Annotated in this window: 16 protein-coding genes; 9 read left to right on the top strand and 7 right to left on the bottom strand. The window is 66.1% G+C overall.

Annotated elements, in window-relative coordinates:
* Nucleotide 1: 1 nt before the first annotated feature.
* From atpA to J0A91_RS12230, 6 genes are all read left to right on the top strand, one after another.
* Nucleotides 2-1,531 (top strand): F0F1 ATP synthase subunit alpha, encoded by a 1,530-nt coding sequence (gene atpA, locus J0A91_RS12255; RefSeq protein WP_069205145.1) that lies wholly within the window; start codon nucleotides 2-4, stop codon nucleotides 1,529-1,531.
* Between the two features lie 136 nt (nucleotides 1,532-1,667).
* On the top strand, nucleotides 1,668-2,549 hold the full coding sequence (locus J0A91_RS12250) for a F0F1 ATP synthase subunit gamma (protein ID WP_069205144.1): 882 nt from the start codon (nucleotides 1,668-1,670) through the stop codon (nucleotides 2,547-2,549).
* Between the two features lie 46 nt (nucleotides 2,550-2,595).
* The gene (gene atpD, locus J0A91_RS12245; RefSeq protein ID WP_206365045.1) at nucleotides 2,596-4,050 is read left to right on the top strand and encodes a F0F1 ATP synthase subunit beta; all 1,455 of its coding nucleotides are present in this window, start codon (nucleotides 2,596-2,598) and stop codon (nucleotides 4,048-4,050) included.
* 123 nt (nucleotides 4,051-4,173) lie between these two features.
* Entirely contained in the window at nucleotides 4,174-4,425 is a 252-nt protein-coding gene (locus tag J0A91_RS12240; protein ID WP_069205142.1) for an ATP synthase F1 subunit epsilon, read from the top strand.
* A gap of 56 nt (nucleotides 4,426-4,481) precedes the next feature.
* The gene (locus J0A91_RS12235; RefSeq protein WP_069205141.1) at nucleotides 4,482-6,038 is read left to right on the top strand and encodes an ArnT family glycosyltransferase; all 1,557 of its coding nucleotides are present in this window, start codon (nucleotides 4,482-4,484) and stop codon (nucleotides 6,036-6,038) included.
* Nucleotides 6,039-6,126: 88 nt separating this feature from the next.
* Nucleotides 6,127-7,659 (top strand): TadA family conjugal transfer-associated ATPase, encoded by a 1,533-nt coding sequence (locus tag J0A91_RS12230; protein WP_069205140.1) that lies wholly within the window; start codon nucleotides 6,127-6,129, stop codon nucleotides 7,657-7,659.
* A gap of 95 nt (nucleotides 7,660-7,754) precedes the next feature.
* On the opposite strand, the gene phaR is transcribed toward J0A91_RS12230, so the two are convergent.
* Nucleotides 7,755-8,327 carry a polyhydroxyalkanoate synthesis repressor PhaR gene (gene phaR, locus J0A91_RS12225; protein ID WP_069205139.1) on the bottom strand — a complete coding sequence of 191 codons (573 nt, stop codon included), beginning with the start codon at nucleotides 8,325-8,327 and terminating at the stop codon, nucleotides 7,755-7,757.
* 96 nt (nucleotides 8,328-8,423) lie between these two features.
* Between phaR and J0A91_RS12220 the strand changes: the two genes are divergently transcribed.
* Nucleotides 8,424-9,437 (top strand): alpha/beta fold hydrolase, encoded by a 1,014-nt coding sequence (locus J0A91_RS12220; protein ID WP_206364903.1) that lies wholly within the window; start codon nucleotides 8,424-8,426, stop codon nucleotides 9,435-9,437.
* A 39-nt stretch (nucleotides 9,438-9,476) separates the two neighbouring features.
* Nucleotides 9,477-10,649 (top strand): acetyl-CoA C-acetyltransferase, encoded by a 1,173-nt coding sequence (locus J0A91_RS12215; RefSeq protein WP_069205137.1) that lies wholly within the window; start codon nucleotides 9,477-9,479, stop codon nucleotides 10,647-10,649.
* Between the two features lie 36 nt (nucleotides 10,650-10,685).
* Here J0A91_RS12215 and alr read toward each other — a convergent pair whose 3' ends face one another.
* The 6 genes from alr to petA form a co-directional block, all read right to left on the bottom strand.
* The gene (gene alr / locus J0A91_RS12210) at nucleotides 10,686-11,717 is read right to left on the bottom strand and encodes an alanine racemase (RefSeq protein WP_069205136.1); all 1,032 of its coding nucleotides are present in this window, start codon (nucleotides 11,715-11,717) and stop codon (nucleotides 10,686-10,688) included.
* 60 nt (nucleotides 11,718-11,777) lie between these two features.
* On the bottom strand, nucleotides 11,778-12,359 hold the full coding sequence (locus tag J0A91_RS12205) for a hypothetical protein (protein ID WP_069205135.1): 582 nt from the start codon (nucleotides 12,357-12,359) through the stop codon (nucleotides 11,778-11,780).
* Nucleotides 12,360-12,508: 149 nt separating this feature from the next.
* Entirely contained in the window at nucleotides 12,509-13,075 is a 567-nt protein-coding gene (locus J0A91_RS12200; protein WP_069205134.1) for an adenine phosphoribosyltransferase, read from the bottom strand.
* Between the two features lie 2 nt (nucleotides 13,076-13,077).
* Nucleotides 13,078-13,929, bottom strand: a complete 852-nt coding sequence (locus J0A91_RS12195; protein ID WP_069205133.1) for a cytochrome c1 — start codon at nucleotides 13,927-13,929, stop codon at nucleotides 13,078-13,080.
* Between the two features lie 12 nt (nucleotides 13,930-13,941).
* A complete protein-coding gene (locus tag J0A91_RS12190) occupies nucleotides 13,942-15,246 on the bottom strand; it encodes a cytochrome b (RefSeq protein WP_069205132.1) in 1,305 nt (434 codons plus the stop codon).
* Between the two features lie 13 nt (nucleotides 15,247-15,259).
* Nucleotides 15,260-15,844 (bottom strand): ubiquinol-cytochrome c reductase iron-sulfur subunit, encoded by a 585-nt coding sequence (gene petA, locus J0A91_RS12185; RefSeq protein ID WP_083224660.1) that lies wholly within the window; start codon nucleotides 15,842-15,844, stop codon nucleotides 15,260-15,262.
* Between the two features lie 161 nt (nucleotides 15,845-16,005).
* On the opposite strand from petA, the gene J0A91_RS12180 reads away from it, so the two are divergent.
* Entirely contained in the window at nucleotides 16,006-16,467 is a 462-nt protein-coding gene (locus J0A91_RS12180; protein WP_069207270.1) for a tRNA (cytidine(34)-2'-O)-methyltransferase, read from the top strand.
* Nucleotides 16,468-16,495 lie beyond the last annotated feature (28 nt).

Raw genomic sequence — 16,495 nt, 5'->3', positions numbered from 1 at the left:
AATGGATATCCGCGCCGCAGAAATCTCGAAGGTCATCAAGGACCAGATCGCCAGCTTCGGCACCGAGGCGGAAGTCTCCGAAACCGGCCAGGTGCTGTCGGTTGGTGACGGCATCGCGCGCATTCATGGGCTCGACAACGTCCAGGCGGGCGAGATGGTCGAATTCTCGAACGGCGTGCAGGGCATGGCGCTCAACCTCGAGGCCGATAACGTCGGCGTCGTGATCTTCGGGTCGGACTCGGAGATCAAGGAAGGTGACGTCGTCAAGCGCACCGGCACGATCGTCGACGTTCCGATCGGCAAGGGCCTGCTCGGCCGTGTCGTCGATGGCCTCGGCAACCCGATCGACGGCAAAGGCCCGATCGTGACCGACCAGCGCAGCCGCGTCGAAGTGAAGGCACCGGGCATCATCCCGCGCACCTCGGTTCACGAGCCGGTGCAGACCGGCCTCAAGGCGATCGACGCGCTCGTTCCCGTCGGCCGTGGCCAGCGCGAGCTCATCATCGGCGATCGCCAGACCGGCAAGTCGGCCGTCGCGATCGACACGTTCATCAACCAGAAGACCGCGAACGCCGGCGATGACGAGAGCAAGAAGCTCTACTGCATCTACGTCGCGGTCGGCCAGAAGCGCTCGACCGTCGCGCAGCTCGTCCGCACGCTGACCGAGAATGGCGCGATGGACTATTCGATCGTGGTCGCCGCGACCGCATCGGACCCCGCCCCGCTCCAGTTCCTCGCGCCCTACACCGGCACCGCGATGGGCGAGTATTTCCGCGACAACGGCATGCATGCGCTGATCGTGTTCGACGATCTCTCCAAGCAGGCGGTCGCCTATCGTCAGATGTCGCTGCTGCTGCGCCGCCCGCCGGGCCGCGAAGCGTACCCCGGCGACGTGTTCTATCTCCACTCGCGCCTGCTCGAGCGCGCGGCGAAGATGAATAAGGCCAATGGCTCGGGCTCGTTGACCGCGCTGCCGATCATCGAGACTCAGGCGGGCGACGTTTCGGCGTACATCCCGACCAACGTGATCTCGATCACCGACGGCCAGATCTTCCTTGAAACCGATCTGTTCTTCGCTGGCATCCGCCCGGCGATCAACGTCGGCCTGTCGGTCAGCCGCGTCGGCTCGGCCGCGCAGACCAAGGCGATGAAGAAGGTGTCGGGCTCGATCAAGCTCGAGCTGGCGCAGTATCGCGAGATGGCGGCGTTCGCGCAGTTCGGTTCGGACCTCGACGCCTCGACGCAGAAGCTGCTCAACCGCGGCGCGCGCCTGACCGAGCTGCTCAAGCAGCCGCAGTTCAGCCCGCTGCCGTTCGAGGAGCAGACCGCGTCGATCTTCGCGGGCACGCAAGGCTATCTCGACACCGTGTCGGTCGGCGACGTGGTGCGCTACGAAGCGGCGATGCTCGCGGATCTGCGCGCGAACCATGCCGACGTGCTCGGCCTGATCCGCGACACCAAGGATCTCGGCGACGAGGCCAAGGGAAAGCTGAAGGCTGCGCTCGACGCGTTCGCGAAGACGTTTGCGTAAAAGTCCGTCACCCCAGCCCGGGTCCCATCGAAGTATCACTTCGATAGGTGCCCGCAAGCTGGGGTCTCCGGCCGCAAGCGCGCGGCCAGAGGCACAAGATCCCAGCTTACGCTGGGATGACGAAGTGGGAAGCTAAATGGCGTCGTTGAAGGCCCTCAAGATCCGCATCGGCTCGGTGAAGTCGACGCAGAAGATCACCAAGGCGATGAAGATGGTCGCCGCCGCCAAGCTGCGCCGTGCGCAGGAAGCGGCAATCGCCGCGCGCCCCTATGCGAGCCGGCTGGAGCGCGTGATGGCGAGCCTCGCATCGAAGGTGACGGTGAGCGAATCCTCGCCGAAGCTTTTGGCCGGCACGGGCCGCGACCAGGTCCATCTACTCATCGTCGCGACCTCCGAGCGCGGCCTCGCGGGTGCGTTCAACTCGAACATCGTCCGCGCCGCGCGCCGCAAGGCCGAGGAACTGGAAAAGGCCGGCAAGACCGTCAAGATCTACGTTGCCGGCAAGAAGGGGCGCGTCATCAAGCGCTTCTACCCGACTCAGGTCGTGGTCGATCATGAGATGAGCCACATCAAGACGGTCGCCTTCGCTGACGCCAAAGCGATCACCGACGATGTGATCGCCCGCTATGAAGCGGGCGAGTTCGACGTCGCGCACCTGTTCTACGCGCGCTTCCAGTCGGCACTGGTGCAGGAGCCGATCGGCCGGCAGATCATCCCGGTTGCGTTGCCCGCGAACGACGATTCGGTGGTGAGCGACGGCGGTGCCGCGGTCGAATACGAGCCCGACGAGGAGTCGATCCTCGCCGACCTGCTGCCGCGCAACATCGCGATCCAGATCTTCGGCGCGCTGCTGGAGAATGCCGCGTCCGAGCAAGGCAGCCGCATGACCGCGATGGAAAACGCCACGCGCAACGCCGGCGACATGATCAAGCGTCTCAGCATCCAGTACAACCGAGCCCGCCAGGCCGCGATCACGACCGAACTGGTGGAAATCATTTCCGGCGCGGAAGCGCTGTAAGAATCGCAAGAAGGTAGGACGAGCAATGGCAACCGCCCCCGATACGATCGCTTCCGTAGCGACCACCAACAACGTAGGCCGCATCAGCCAGGTGATCGGCGCGGTCGTCGACGTGGCGTTCGATCAGGGCAATCTGCCCGCGATCCTGAACGCGCTCGAGACCAGCAACAACGGCGCCAAGCTGGTGCTCGAAGTGGCGCAGCATCTCGGCGAGAACACCGTCCGCACGATCGCGATGGACGCGACCGAGGGCCTGATGCGCGGCCAGACGGTGACCGACACCGGCAACCAGATTCAGGTTCCGGTCGGCCCGGCGACGCTCGGCCGAATCCTCAACGTGATCGGTGAGCCGATCGATGAGCGCGGCCCGGTCAACACCGATCTGCGCGCGCCGATCCATGCCAAGGCGCCGCTGTTCGTCGATCAGTCGACCGAGAACGCGATCCTGGTCACCGGCATCAAGGTGATCGATCTGCTCGCGCCGTATGCCAAGGGCGGCAAGATCGGCCTGTTCGGCGGCGCCGGCGTCGGCAAGACCGTGCTGATCCAGGAACTGATCAACAACATCGCCAAGGGCCACGGCGGCACCTCGGTGTTCGCCGGCGTCGGCGAGCGGACCCGCGAGGGCAACGATCTGTACCACGAGTTCCTCGACGCCAACGTGATCGCCAAGGATGCCGACGGCAATGCGATCTCCGAAGGCTCGAAAGTTGCGCTGGTATACGGCCAGATGAACGAGCCGCCCGGCGCGCGCGCGCGCGTCGCACTCTCGGGTTTGACGATCGCCGAATATTTCCGCGATGTCGAAGGCCAGGACGTTTTGTTCTTCGTCGACAACATCTTCCGCTTCACGCAGGCAGGCGCGGAAGTGTCGGCACTGCTCGGCCGCATCCCGTCGGCGGTGGGCTATCAGCCGACGCTGTCGACCGACATGGGCGCTCTCCAGGAGCGCATCACCTCGACCAACAAGGGCTCGATCACCTCGGTGCAGGCCGTGTACGTTCCGGCCGACGATCTCACCGATCCGGCGCCGGCGACGTCGTTCGCCCACTTGGACGCGACGACCGTGCTCAACCGCGCGATCTCGGAACTCGGCATTTATCCGGCGGTCGATCCGCTCGATTCGACCAGCCGCGTTCTCGAACCCCGCGTCGTCGGCCAGGAGCATTACGAGACCGCGCGTGCGGTTCAGTCGACGCTCCAGAAGTACAAGTCGCTTCAGGACATCATCGCGATTCTCGGCATGGACGAGCTTTCGGAAGAGGATAAGCTGACCGTGTCGCGTGCGCGGAAAATCCAGCGCTTCCTGTCGCAGCCGTTCCACGTCGCCGAGGTCTTCACCGGCATTCCGGGCAAGTTCGTCCAGATCGAGGACACGGTGAAGTCGTTCAAGGCTGTCGTGGAAGGTGAATATGATCACCTGCCCGAAGCCGCTTTCTACATGGTCGGCGGCATTGAGGAAGCGATCGCCAAGGCCGAGAAGATGGCGCAGGAGGCGTAAAGCCACCTCTACTCCCCTCCCGCTCGCGGGAGGGGCTGGGGGAGGGCCTGTGGGCAGGGTTCTTCCGAATGACACGCCCTCCCCCGACCCCTCCCGCGAGCGGGAGGGGAGTAGGAAACCAAAATGCTGCACTTCGAACTCGTAACGCCTGAAAAGCTCGTCCGCTCGGAAGAGGTCTATATGGTCGTCGTGCCCGGCACCGAGGGCGATTTCGGCGTGCTCGAAGGCCATGCGCCGGTGATGTCGACGATCCGCGACGGGAGCTTGCAGATCTATCGCTCCGAAAAGGGCGAACCCGAGTTGCTCTCCATCGAGGGCGGTTTCGCCGAGGTCAACGCGAACGGGCTGACCGTGCTCGCCGAGCGCGCCGCCTGATCTCTTCGCCGCGCCACTTTACCGGGCGTTAACCACGCCCTGCGACACGGCCGGTCATGGATATTGTCGCTGGCCCGCCCATACGAATCGTTGCCCAAGACGACACCGCGCGCTTGCCGCGCGCCGCGTGGGTGGTGCTTGGCGCACTCGCCTGCGCGGCCGTACTGCTCCGCTTCGGCCTTTTCGGCGACCCGATCGCCGGGCTGGATGAGCAATTCTATCTGCTCGTCGGCGATCGGATGTGGCATGGCGAGCTGCCCTATCTCGACATCTGGGACCGCAAACCGGTCGGGTTGTTCGTACTGTTCGCGGGCATCCGGCTGCTACCCGGCGATGGCGTGCTGGCCGCGCACCTCGTCGCGACCGCTTTCGCCACCGCGACCGCGCTGCTGATCGCGATATTCGCGCGCAAGCGGGTCGGCTGGATGCCGGCGACGATGGCGGGCATCTTCTACCTCGCCGCGCTGAACACTTTGTGGGGGGACACCACCCAGACGCCGGTGTTCTACGATCTGTTCGTCATGGCGGCGGCGTGTCTGACCGTGCGCGCCGCTGAAAGCGCGGATGACCGCAGCAAGATCCAGCTTGGCGTCGCCGCGATGGCACTCATCGGCATTGCGATCCAGATCAAGACCAACGCGATATTCCAGGGTGCGTTCTTCGGCGCATGGCTGCTCTGGTCGCGGTGGCGGCAGAGCCGCGACGTGGCGGCCACGCTGCGCCTGATGCTTCCGCTGACGATCGCGGCGGCCGTGCCGACCGTCGCGGCGATGCTGACCTACACGGCGCTGGGACATTTCGACGCGTGGTGGCAGGCGAATATCCTGTCCGTCATCGCCAAGGGCAGGCCCGCCGACCCGGCGGCGATGGACAATTTCGCAAGCTCGATCATCCTCACGTCGCCCGCGCTCGCGGTCGCGCTGCTCGGGCTCTGGGCCAGAACACGGCGCTTCGAGACATGGGACGGCGAGACCGCCTTCCTGCTCGGCTGGATCGCGCTCTCGGTGGTCGATTTCGGCGCGATCGGCGGATATTTCCCGCATTACGCGATTCCGCTGGTGCTCGCCTGCTGCCCCCTGATCGCGGATGCGTTCGCGATTCGCCGCTTCGGCACCGCACTCTTCATTGCCGTTCTGGCCTGGCCGCTCTTCTATGCGGTCAGAGTGGCCCCTCGCGTCGGCGCGAAGGAGCGGGAGTATGCGGCGAAGGTTCTCGCGGCGCTGCCGGGCGACGTGCGGACACGCTGCCTTTTCATCTACGAAGGCCCGGTCGCCTATTACCAATTGAGCCACGCGTGCCGGGTGTCGCGCTTCGCGTTCACCGGGCATCTCAGTTCGACGCGCGAGGCGCGTGCGCTCGGCGTGGATCAGGCGCAAGAACTGCGTGCCACGCTCGCCCGCCAGCCGGGCACGATCATCACGATCGCGCATTCGAGCTGGACCGACCGTAACCCGGCGATGGAGCGGTTGCTCGCGGCAACGCTTGCGCGCGACTATCATCCGATCGCGCAATTGCCGCACCGCGTCTACACCGGCGGCCACGATCGGCTCGTGATCTGGCGTCGCAACGACCCGGCGCACACTGCGCGGCACGGGAATCGGCTGGCGGCGTGAAGCCGCGATCCCGGCGCCCTGGCCTTGGTTAGGAAATTCTCAAACCCTCGCCTCTATTCCCCGTCCGATGGATGAGGGAACACGCGGAATGAGTGCATTTGGGCGGCGACCGGGAACAGCCGGAATGGGTACGCGCCCCGCCTTCGGCGTCGCGCGCCCGATGCAGGGCGCGCCGCGCCCGGCTTCCGACGCCGATACGCATGCCGAGCAATTCCCGCCGCTGATCGACCTGCCGATGCCCGGAGAGATCGACGGCATGGCGATGGGCACCATGCCGGGTGCCTCGCACGACGCGATGCTGCGGCTGGCCGAGCGGCAGGCGGCTTCGGGCGAGGCTGGCAACAGCCGGGTCGAGGGGTTCGAGGCCTCGATCCACAAGATCAAGGAGCAGGTGCTGCCGCGTCTGCTCGAACGCGTCGATCCCGAGGCCGCCGCGACTCTCGACAAGGACGAGCTCGCCGAGGAATTCCGCCCAATCATCGGCGAGGTGCTCGCCGAATTGAAGCTGACGCTCAACCGGCGCGAGCAGTTCGCTCTGGAGAAGGTGCTGGTCGACGAGCTGCTCGGGCTTGGACCGCTCGAGGAATTGCTGGCCGATCCCAACGTCACCGACATCATGGTCAACGGGCCCAACCAGACCTTCGTCGAGCGCAAGGGCAAGCTCGAGCTCGCGCAGATCCAGTTCCGCGACGAGGAGCATCTGTTCCAGATCGCGCAGCGGATCTGCAACTCGGTCGGCCGCCGCGTCGATCAGACCACGCCGCTCGCCGACGCGCGCCTGAAAGATGGCTCGCGCGTCAACGTGATCGTGCCGCCGCTCTCGCTGCGCGGCACAGCGATCTCGATCCGCAAATTTTCCGACAAGCCGATCACGCTCGATATGATGGCCGGCTTCGGCTCGATGAGCGTCAAGATGGCGACCGCGCTCAAGATCGCGGGGGCGTGCCGGTTCAATGTCGTCATCTCGGGCGGCACCGGCTCGGGCAAGACGACGATGCTCAACGCGCTGTCGAAGATGATCGACCCCGGCGAGCGCGTGCTGACGATCGAGGATGCCGCCGAATTACGCCTGCAGCAGCCGCACTGGCTGCCGCTCGAAACGCGCCCGGCCAACCTCGAAGGTCAGGGCGAGATCAGCATCCGCGATCTTGTGAAGAACTCGCTGCGTATGCGGCCGGACCGCATCATCCTCGGCGAAATCCGCGGCGCCGAGTGTTTCGATCTGCTCGCCGCGATGAACACCGGCCATGACGGCTCGATGTGTACGCTCCACTCCAACTCCCCGCGCGAATGCCTCGGGCGTATGGAGAACATGGTGATGATGGGCGACATCAAGATGCCCAAGGAAGCGATCAGCCGCCAGATCGCCGATTCGGTCGATATGATCGTTCAGGTGAAGCGGCTGCGCGACGGCTCGCGCCGGGTGACCAACATCACCGAGGTGATCGGCATGGAAGGCCCGGTGATCGTCACGCAGGAGCTGTTCAAGTTCGAATATCTGGAGGAGAGCGCCGACGGCAAGATCATCGGCGAGTACCGCTCGATGGGGCTGCGGCCGTACACGCTGGAGAAGGCGCGGCAGTTCGGGTTCGATCAGGCGTATCTGGAGGCGTGTTTGTAGTAACCGTCGCCCCGGCGAAGGCCGGGGCCGTCGAGTTTAAGGCGATCGTTCCGCAACACACACAGCGGCCCCGGCCTGCGCCGGGGCAACGTGCTTTATTCGCCGAGCTTGTCGATCTTCTCGACGAGCTTGCCCAATTCGGCCTTCAACGCGGCGATTTCCTCGTCCTTGCTGAGCGGCGTACCGTTTTCCGCAGGCGTGGCGGCAGCAACGCCACCGACGGCACCGGGCTTGAACGCTTGAGTCGCCGCTTCGAACATCGCCATGTTCTGCTTGGCGAGCTCGGCGAAGGGCGAGTTGGCGAACGCGCCCTCGACCGCCGACTTGAACTGGAGCTGGTTGCGGCGGAAGCTGTCCATCGACGCTTCCAGATAGCCCGGGACCATCGCCTGCATCGAATCGCCGTACATCGAGATCAACTGGCGCAGGAAGTTGACCGGAAGCATCGTCTCGCCGCGCGATTCCTCTTCCATGATGATCTGGGTGAGGATGTTGTGCGTGATGTCCTCGTCGCTCTTGGCGTCGACCACCTTGAAGTCGCGCCCCTCGCGCGTCATCGCGGCGAGATGTTCCAGCGTGATGTACGACGAGGTTTCGGTATTATAGAGCCGGCGGTTGGCGTATTTCTTGATGATCGCCGGGCCATCGCCCGCAGTATGCTTTTTCATGAAGAAAGGCCCTGACCCCCAGTGGTTGTCTCACGTCTAACACCTTTTGATGCCGCATCGCAACACGGACCACGTCCGCTGCCGTTATTCCTCGAAATGCTGCAAAGCGAGACTGCGGAATCACCCGAACGTCGCACCGCAGCACTTGCCGGGCTGCGCGCGTTTCAGGAGGCGCCGCGTGGACGCCCGCGCAAGCTTGCGCCGATACGGTTCCGCAAAGGCCGGGTGCGGCTGCGCGATTACGGTGTGAAAGGCGAAACGGCGCGGCCGGTGATCGTGGTGCCGTCGCTTATCAACGGGCCGAATATCCTCGATCTCACCCACGACGTATCGCTGCTGCGGTGGCTGGCGGGCACCGGCGTTCGCCCGCTGCTGGTCGATTGGGGCGCTCCGCCGCCGCGCGACCGTGGCATGGATCTGGCCGGGCATGTCGAGCAACTCCTGCTGCCGCTGATCGCCAAGGTGACCGAGCGGCTCGGCGAACCGCCGGTTCTGGCGGGCTATTGCCTCGGCGGGACGATGGCGCTTGGCGCGGCCTGCGCGGCAACGGTGGCGGGGCTGGCGCTGATCGCGGCGCCGTGGCGCTTCGCCGGGTTCGGCGCCGGCCGCGCCGACATCGGATCGTTGTGGAGTGCCGCCAAGCCAAGCTGCGAGGCGATGGGTCTGGTGCCGGTCGAAGTGCTGCAAAGCGGCTTCTGGCGGCTCGATCCCGCCAAGACGATCGCCAAATACGAGGCGTTCGCGCGGATGCAGCCGGGCAGCCCGGCGTGGAAGGCGTTCATCGCGGTGGAGGACTGGGCGAATGGCGGCGCCCCCCTGCCCTACGGCGCCGGGCGGCAGTTGATGGAGGATTTCATCGCGCGCGATCTCCCCGGCAGCGGCGCATGGCGGATCGCCGGCGCCGTGGCCGGCCCGGCCCAGCTCGATTGCCCGGCGATCGAGTTCGTCTCGCGCCATGACCGGATCGTGCCCGCCGCCAGCGCCGCTGATCTGCCCGACCGGCACGATGTCGCCGCCGGGCATGTCGGCATGATCGTCGGCAGCCGCCGTCGTGCCGAGCTGTGGGAACCGCTTGCGGACTGGCTAAGCGCCCTGCCGCGCCCTAAATAGCCGCTCACAGACATTCCACCTGTCGGAGACTCACCAGACATGACCGATATCGTCATCACCGCCGCCAAGCGCACCCCGGTCGGCAGTTTCCTCGGCGCCTTTGCCGGCGTGCCGGCGCATGAGCTCGGCCGTCAGGCGATCGTCGCCGCGCTCGCGCAGGCGGGCGTATCGGGCGAAGAGGTGTCCGAAGTGATTCTCGGGCAGGTGCTGACTGCGGCGCAGGGCCAGAACCCGGCGCGGCAGGCGTCGATGGCGGCGGGCGTGCCCAAGGAGGTTCCGGCCTGGGGCGTCAACCAGGTGTGCGGATCGGGGCTGCGCGCGGTCGCGCTGGCGGCGCAGGCGATCGCGACCGGCGACGCCAGCATCGTCGTCGCGGGCGGGCAGGAATCGATGTCGATGTCGGCACATGCTCAGGCGCTGCGCGCCGGGCAGAAGATGGGCGATCTTTCGCTGATCGACACGATGATCAAGGACGGGCTGACCGACGCGTTCAACCATTATCACATGGGCATCACCGCCGAGAATGTCGCCGAGCAATATCAGGTGACGCGCGCCGAGCAGGACGCATTCGCGGTGCGGTCACAGAATCGCGCCGAAGCCGCGCGCGGCAGCGGGCGCTTCAAGGACGAGATCGCTCCCGTCACGATCAAGGGCCGCAAGGGCGACACGATCGTCGATGCCGATGAATATATCCGCGCCGGCGCGACGATCGAATCGGTGTCGGGCCTGCGCCCCGCCTTCAAGAAGGACGGCACCGTCACTGCCGCCAACGCCTCTGGCCTCAACGACGGCGCCGCCGCGCTGGTGCTGATGAGCCGCGAGGAAGCCGAGAAGCGCGGGAGCCCGATCCTTGCGCGGATCGTGAGCTGGGCTTCGGCTGGTGTCGATCCTTCGGTGATGGGCATCGGCCCTGTCCCCGCCACCCGCCGCGCGCTGGAGAAGGCGGGCTGGACGCTCGCCGATCTCGACCTGATCGAAGCCAACGAAGCGTTCGCCGCGCAGGCGCTGTCGGTCGGCAAGGAACTCGGCTGGGATGCGGAGAAGGTCAACGTCAACGGCGGCGCGATCGCGATCGGCCACCCGATCGGCGCGAGCGGCGCGCGCGTGCTGACCACCCTGCTCTACGAGATGGAGAAGCGCGACGCGAAGAAGGGTCTGGCGACCTTGTGCATCGGCGGCGGCATGGGCATCGCCATGTGCGTCGAGCGCTGAGGTGAGCTTAGGGTAGCGGGCGCAAGACGCGTCCCGCTACCCGACCCACATCCGGTCGAACCGTTTGCCCAGCCCGGTGAGCAATTCGTATTGGGACATGCCCGACAGCGCCGCCGCCTCCGGTAGTGCATAGTCGATCGCGACCCAGTCGCCCTCGGCGAGATCGGGCACAGCATCGACTGCTATGGCGGTGAGGTCCATCGAGACGCGGCCCAGCACCGGCAGGCGCGCCTCGCCGTGATGGGCCGCGCCGCGCTGTGAAAAGCCGCGCCAATAGCCGTCGGCGTAGCCGAGGTTGAGGATCGCCACTTCCGTCGAGCGCTCGGCGGTGAACAGCGCGTTGTAGCCGATCACGTCGCCGGGCTGGAGACGACGGCGCTGGAGGATCTGCGCCTCGGGCGTCACCACCTGACGCAGCGTGCCGGCAAGCTCTTCGCGCGGCACGCCACCGTAGAGCGCCAGGCCGGGCCGCGTCAGATCGAAGGCATAGTCGCGGCCAAAAGCGATCGCGGCGGAATTGGCGAGGCTCATCCGCTTGGCGGGGTGGTGCCCCTTGAGCGAAGTGAACGCGGCAAGCTGGCGCCCGTTGAGCGGCGAATCCTCGTCGGCGCTGGCGAGATGGCTCATCAGCGTGCCGATCTCCAGCCCGTCGAGCGTGCCGTCGCAAACCGCAGCGGCCGCGATACCGAGCCGACTCATGCCGGTGTCGACCATCACATCGCACCGTCCGCCCCCGGCGGCGCGCCAGCGCGCGACCTGACGCTCGGTGTTGAGCACCGGCCATGCGAAGCCTTGTGGCGCGGTGGCCATATCCTCTTCGCGGACGCCGTGAAGCACCGCGACCGGCAGGCCGAGCGGCGCGAGCGCCTCGGCCTCGGCCCAGGTGGCGACGAAGAAATCGCGGCAGCCGGCCTGCGCCAACCGACGGGCGACCTCGACCGCGCCAAGGCCATAGCCGTCGGCCTTGATCGCGGCGCCGCACGCGGCAGGTCCACTCAGCGCAGCGAGGGCACGCCAATTGGCGACGAGTGCGGCGCTATCGAGCCGCAGACGATGGGGTGCGTTCATGCTTGCCGATTAGCGTGGTGACGCTGGCGGTGCCAGTGTTGGCTGGCCCCGGGCGGCACGTCAGGGGCGACGACCGCCGCCGCCACGACGACCACCGCCGCCGTGCCAGGAACCACCGCCCGGCCGACCACCACCATTGCCATGCCAGGCGCCGCCGCCCGGCTGACCGCCGCCATTGCCTTGCCAGGTGCCGCCGCCCGGGCGACCACCGCCATTGCCTTGCCAGGTGCCCCCGTTCGGGCGACCGGGACCACCTTGCCAGTTGCCGCCGCCGGGGCGGCCGCCCTGCCAGGTGTTGTTGCCGCCGCGCGGGCCGCGGAAATCGCGCCACATCGGGCGGATGTCACGGTGCGCGTTGTTCCAATGTTGCGAGCGGCCGCGCCAGTAATTCTGTTGAGCGCCGTTCCAGCGGTAGCGGCGGTTGTCGCGACCGTAGACGTAATAGCCGGTGCCCGGATAATAATAGTCGCCGTACCAGCCCCAATAGGGATCGGCGTTGAACCCGCCGTAATAGGGGTCCCACCCGGAACTGGCATAACCGATGCCGCCGCCGCCATAGCCATACCCGTCATCGACGCAGGCCGAGAGGCCAAATGCGGCGGCGAGGCCGAGGCCGGCGATCAAGAGCTTCCTGGGGATCATGCTGCGTACTCCGACAGGATGCGAAAGCCGCACTGCGGGGCGACGCATCGTTTGGAAGAAACGATGAAGCGCGGCCGTGGTTCCGTTTTCGAAACATCGCAGACACATGGCGATCGTCCGGGGCAGCGCCCCGGGCCGATCAGGGCGGATCAATGCCCCTCGAACGCGATCAGCGAATCGACCGCCAGCCCGTCGGCGCGGAGCGCGTCGGCGCCGCCGAGATCGGGCAGATCGAGCAGGAACTGCGCCTGCTCCACCACCGCGCCGGCCTTGCGCAGCAGCCGCACCGCAGCGCGCGCCGTGCCGCCGGTCGCGATCAGGTCATCGACGAGAAGCACGCGCTGACCGGGCACGAGCGCGTCCTCGTGCATTGCGATCCGGTCGGTGCCGTATTCGAGCGCGTAATCCTCGGCGATCGTCACGCCCGGCAGCTTGCCGTCCTTGCGGATCAGCAGCACGCCCGCGCCGAGCGGGGCTGCCATCGCGGCCGCGAAGATGAAGCCGCGGGCCTCGATTCCCGCGACCAGATCGACCGGGCCGACCGTCGCCGCCGCCATGCGGGCGATCGCCTCGGCGAAACCCTTGGCATCGAGCAGCAACGTGGTGATGTCGCGAAACTGGATGCCGGGCTTGGGGAAATCGGGAATGGTGCGGATCAGCGCCTTCAGATCGTCGTTGCGCTGATCCTGGCGGGCCTCGGTCTCGACTGCGATCATTCTCAATGTTTCATGTTGCGCCAAACGTTCTGATACGCGCCGTATGCGAGGAAGCAGAACACCAGCAGGAACCCGAGCACGGCGAAGCCGGCGCCGTGGCGGGTATCGAGATTGGGTTCGGCTGTCCACGTCAGAAACGCCGCGACGTCCTTTGCCATCTGGTCGACGGTCGGCTTGGTGCCGTCGAGATACTGGACCTGCCCGTCCTGAGTCAGCGGCGGCGGCATCGCGATGTTGAGGTTGGCGAAATACTGGTTGTAGTGAAGCCCCTTCGGCGTCTTCGCGTCGGGGAACTTGGCCAGCAGATCGGCGGGCTGGTTCACGTAACCGTGGCCGACCAGCGAATAGACATAGTCCGGCCCCTCGTGCCGCGCCTTGGTCATCAGCGACAGATCGGGCGGAACCGCATTGTTGTTGGCGGCGCGCGCCGCGACGTCGTTGGCGAACACCAGCGGGAAGCGATCGGACGGCAGGTTCTTGCGCGTCGCGACTTCGCCGGTGTCGGGGTTGACGTTCGGCTGTTCGATCTGCCAGCCGGCGGCGATCGCCTTGACCTGACCGTCGTCGTAACCGAGCTGCTTCAGGTCACGGAACGAGACGAGCCGGATCGAATGGCACGCCGCGCACACTTCCTTGTAAACCTGGAAGCCGCGCTGAAGCTGGCGCAGATCGTATTTTCCGAACAGCCCTTCGGACGGAAGCTCCGCGCTGAGCAAAGGGTGGTGCGAGCGGACGTAATGCTCGGCGGTCGGCGCGGGCGGATCGGTGACGACCCCCACCACCGACCAGAGCAGCGACCACCCCAGCACGGCGACGATGCCGAGGCCGATAATACCGGAAATCCAGCGGATCATGGTCGTGTCCCCTTATTCGGCCGTGAGCACGGAGCCGCTCATTGCGGTCTCCGTCGGGCTGGTGCCGCCATGCTTCGCCAGCACCGCCTCGGTGATCGAATTGGGCAGCGGGCGCGGGCGCTCCATCCGCGAGACGATCGGCAGAATGACGAGGAAGTGTGCGAAATAATATGCCGCCGCGATCTGGCTGACGATCACATAAGCCGGTTCCGCCGGCGAGCCGCCGCAATAGCCGAGCACCAGCACGTCGGCGACGAGCACCCAGAAGAAGATGCGGTACAGCGGCCGGTAATTGGTTGAGCGGACCGGTGAACTGTCGAGCCACGGCAGGAAGAACAGCAGCACGATCGACCCGAACATCGCCAGCACGCCCCACAGTTTCGCGGGCAGGATGAAGTCCGAGGTGAACGCGCGCAGGATCGCGTAGAACGGCCAGAAATACCATTCGGGCACGATATGCGCGGGCGTCGCCAGCGGGTTGGCCGGAATGTAATTGTCCGGGTGGCCGAGATAGTTCGGCGCGAAGAAGATCAGGAAGGCGAACAGCACCAGGAAGATGCCCAGCCCGAACCCGTCCTTCGCGGTGTAATACGGATGGAACGGCACGGTATCCTGCTCGCCCTTCACGTCCACGCCGGTCGGGTTGTTCGATCCCGGAATGTGCAGCGCCCAGATGTGCAGCACGATGACCGCGGCGATCACGAATGGCAGCAGATAGTGAAGCGAGAAGAAGCGGTTGAGCGCGGCATCGTCGGGCGCATAGCCGCCGAGCAGCCACACGCGGATCGTGTCGCCGACGATCGGGATCGCCGAGAAGAAGCCAGTGATGACCTGGGCGCCCCAGAAGCTCATCTGCCCCCACGGCAACACATAGCCCATGAACGCGGTTGCCATCATCAGCAGGAAGATGACGACGCCGAGCAGCCACACGATTTCGCGCGGCGCCTTGTACGATCCGTAATAGAGGCCCCGGAAGATGTGGATGTAGACGACGATGAAGAACATCGACGCACCGTTGGCATGCGCATAGCGCAGGAACCAGCCGGCGTTGACGTCACGCATGATGTGCTCGACCGAATCGAACGCGACGCCGCCGTTCGCGGCATAATGCATCGCCAGCACGATGCCGGTGACGATCTGCGCGGCGAGTGCTGCGCCGGCGAGCACGCCGAAGTTCCAGAAATAGTTGAGGTTGCGCGGCACCGGATAGCCAGCGCCGACCGCGTTGTAGACGAGGCGCGGCAGCGGCAGCCGTTCGTCGACCCACTTGGTCAGCGCGAATTTCGGTTCGTAATGTTTCGCCCAGGGAAAGCTCATCTCTGTGACATCCTCAACCGACGGTGACCGTCGTGTCCGACGAAAAGGTGTACGGCGGCACGGCCAGGTTCTTCGGGGCCGGGCCTTTGCGGATGCGCGCGGCGGTATCGTATTGCGACCCGTGGCACGGGCAGAAATAGCCGCCGAACTGGCCGCGATTCTCGCCTTCGTGGATGCCGAGCGGAATGCAGCCGAGATGGGTGCAGACGCCGAGCGTGATGAGCCAGTTGGTCTTGCCGGGCTTGGTACGGTCGGCGAGAGTCTGCGGATCGCGCAGCTCGCCAAGCGGAACCGCATCGGCCTCGGCGATTTCCTTCGGCGTCAGGTGGCGCACGAACAAAGGCTGTTTGCGGAACGAAGTGACGACGCCTTGCCCGGCTTCGATCTTGGAAAGGTCGACCTCGGTGGTGGACAGCGCCAGCACGTCGGCGGAGGGGCTCATCTGGTTGATGAGCGGCAGCACGACGATCGCGCCGCCGACGCCCGCCCAGGCGACCGCCGCGATATTGATGAAATCGCGCCGGCGCGGATCATCCACCGCTTCGTGGAACGGTGCCGGATCCTCTCCAGGTGGCACGGCATTATCGACTGTTGCCATTTCTCTGCCCTTGTCTTCGCCGTGTCGACGATGGGATTTTCCTGAGGCGACGATGACGATATCGCCGCCCTGACCTTCTCCGTCCCCACGGGAAGCCTCGACCTGATAGACGGAGGTAGCCGGCTTTGCCAACAGCATTTTACCTCTGGTAACGCAGCATGATGCGCATCGCCCTCCACCAACCCGAAATCGCCGGCAATGTCGGCACCATCCTGCGCATGGCCGCGTGCTTCGGCGTCGCGGTCGATCTGATCGAGCCGATGGGCTTCGCGTTCAGCGACCGTGCGCTCGCACGGGCCGGCATGGACTACGCGCGCGCCGCCGAGGTTGAGCGCCATGCCGACTGGACGGCGTTCGAAGCGCGCGCGAGCGGGCGGCTGGTGTTGATGACCACCAGCGGCGGCGTCCGGCTCGATGCCGCGACGTTCCACCGCGGAGACATCCTGCTGTTCGGCTCCGAAGGGAGCGGCGTTCCGCCAGCGGTGCATGATCGTGCCGATCTGCGCGTGCGAATCCCGCTCGCCGCCGGGATGCGCTCGCTCAACCTCGCGGTCGCGTGCGGCATCGCGCTCGGCGAAGCGTTGCGCCAGACCGGCGGCTGGCCCGCCGACGTCTCGACTTAACCGCCGGAGGGGGGCAAAGGGCGCGGCC

Origin of the sequence: Sphingomonas panacis, assembly GCF_001717955.1 — a bacterium.
GTDB lineage: Bacteria > Pseudomonadota > Alphaproteobacteria > Sphingomonadales > Sphingomonadaceae > Sphingomonas > Sphingomonas panacis.
Note: the sequence above shows the minus strand (reverse complement) of the source record. Positions and strands in the feature narration are given on the sequence as shown.

What these genes read in the sequence shown, in the direction of transcription:
- J0A91_RS12240 (WP_069205142.1), top strand. Translation starts at nt 4,174, where the DNA reads ATGCTGCACTTCGAACTCGTAACGCCTGAAAAGCTCGTCCGCTCGGAA.
- J0A91_RS12200 (WP_069205134.1), bottom strand. Translation starts at nt 13,075, where the DNA reads ATGATCGCAGTCGAGACCGAGGCCCGCCAGGATCAGCGCAACGACGAT.
- phaR (WP_069205139.1), bottom strand. Translation starts at nt 8,327, where the DNA reads ATGAAAAAGCATACTGCGGGCGATGGCCCGGCGATCATCAAGAAATAC.
- J0A91_RS12220 (WP_206364903.1), top strand. Translation starts at nt 8,424, where the DNA reads ATGCTGCAAAGCGAGACTGCGGAATCACCCGAACGTCGCACCGCAGCA.
- J0A91_RS12235 (WP_069205141.1), top strand. Translation starts at nt 4,482, where the DNA reads ATGGATATTGTCGCTGGCCCGCCCATACGAATCGTTGCCCAAGACGAC.
- J0A91_RS12190 (WP_069205132.1), bottom strand. Translation starts at nt 15,246, where the DNA reads ATGAGCTTTCCCTGGGCGAAACATTACGAACCGAAATTCGCGCTGACC.
- J0A91_RS12230 (WP_069205140.1), top strand. Translation starts at nt 6,127, where the DNA reads ATGAGTGCATTTGGGCGGCGACCGGGAACAGCCGGAATGGGTACGCGC.
- petA (WP_083224660.1), bottom strand. Translation starts at nt 15,844, where the DNA reads ATGGCAACAGTCGATAATGCCGTGCCACCTGGAGAGGATCCGGCACCG.
- alr (WP_069205136.1), bottom strand. Translation starts at nt 11,717, where the DNA reads ATGAACGCACCCCATCGTCTGCGGCTCGATAGCGCCGCACTCGTCGCC.
- J0A91_RS12205 (WP_069205135.1), bottom strand. Translation starts at nt 12,359, where the DNA reads ATGATCCCCAGGAAGCTCTTGATCGCCGGCCTCGGCCTCGCCGCCGCA.
- J0A91_RS12195 (WP_069205133.1), bottom strand. Translation starts at nt 13,929, where the DNA reads ATGATCCGCTGGATTTCCGGTATTATCGGCCTCGGCATCGTCGCCGTG.
- J0A91_RS12250 (WP_069205144.1), top strand. Translation starts at nt 1,668, where the DNA reads ATGGCGTCGTTGAAGGCCCTCAAGATCCGCATCGGCTCGGTGAAGTCG.
- J0A91_RS12180 (WP_069207270.1), top strand. Translation starts at nt 16,006, where the DNA reads ATGCGCATCGCCCTCCACCAACCCGAAATCGCCGGCAATGTCGGCACC.
- atpA (WP_069205145.1), top strand. Translation starts at nt 2, where the DNA reads ATGGATATCCGCGCCGCAGAAATCTCGAAGGTCATCAAGGACCAGATC.
- J0A91_RS12215 (WP_069205137.1), top strand. Translation starts at nt 9,477, where the DNA reads ATGACCGATATCGTCATCACCGCCGCCAAGCGCACCCCGGTCGGCAGT.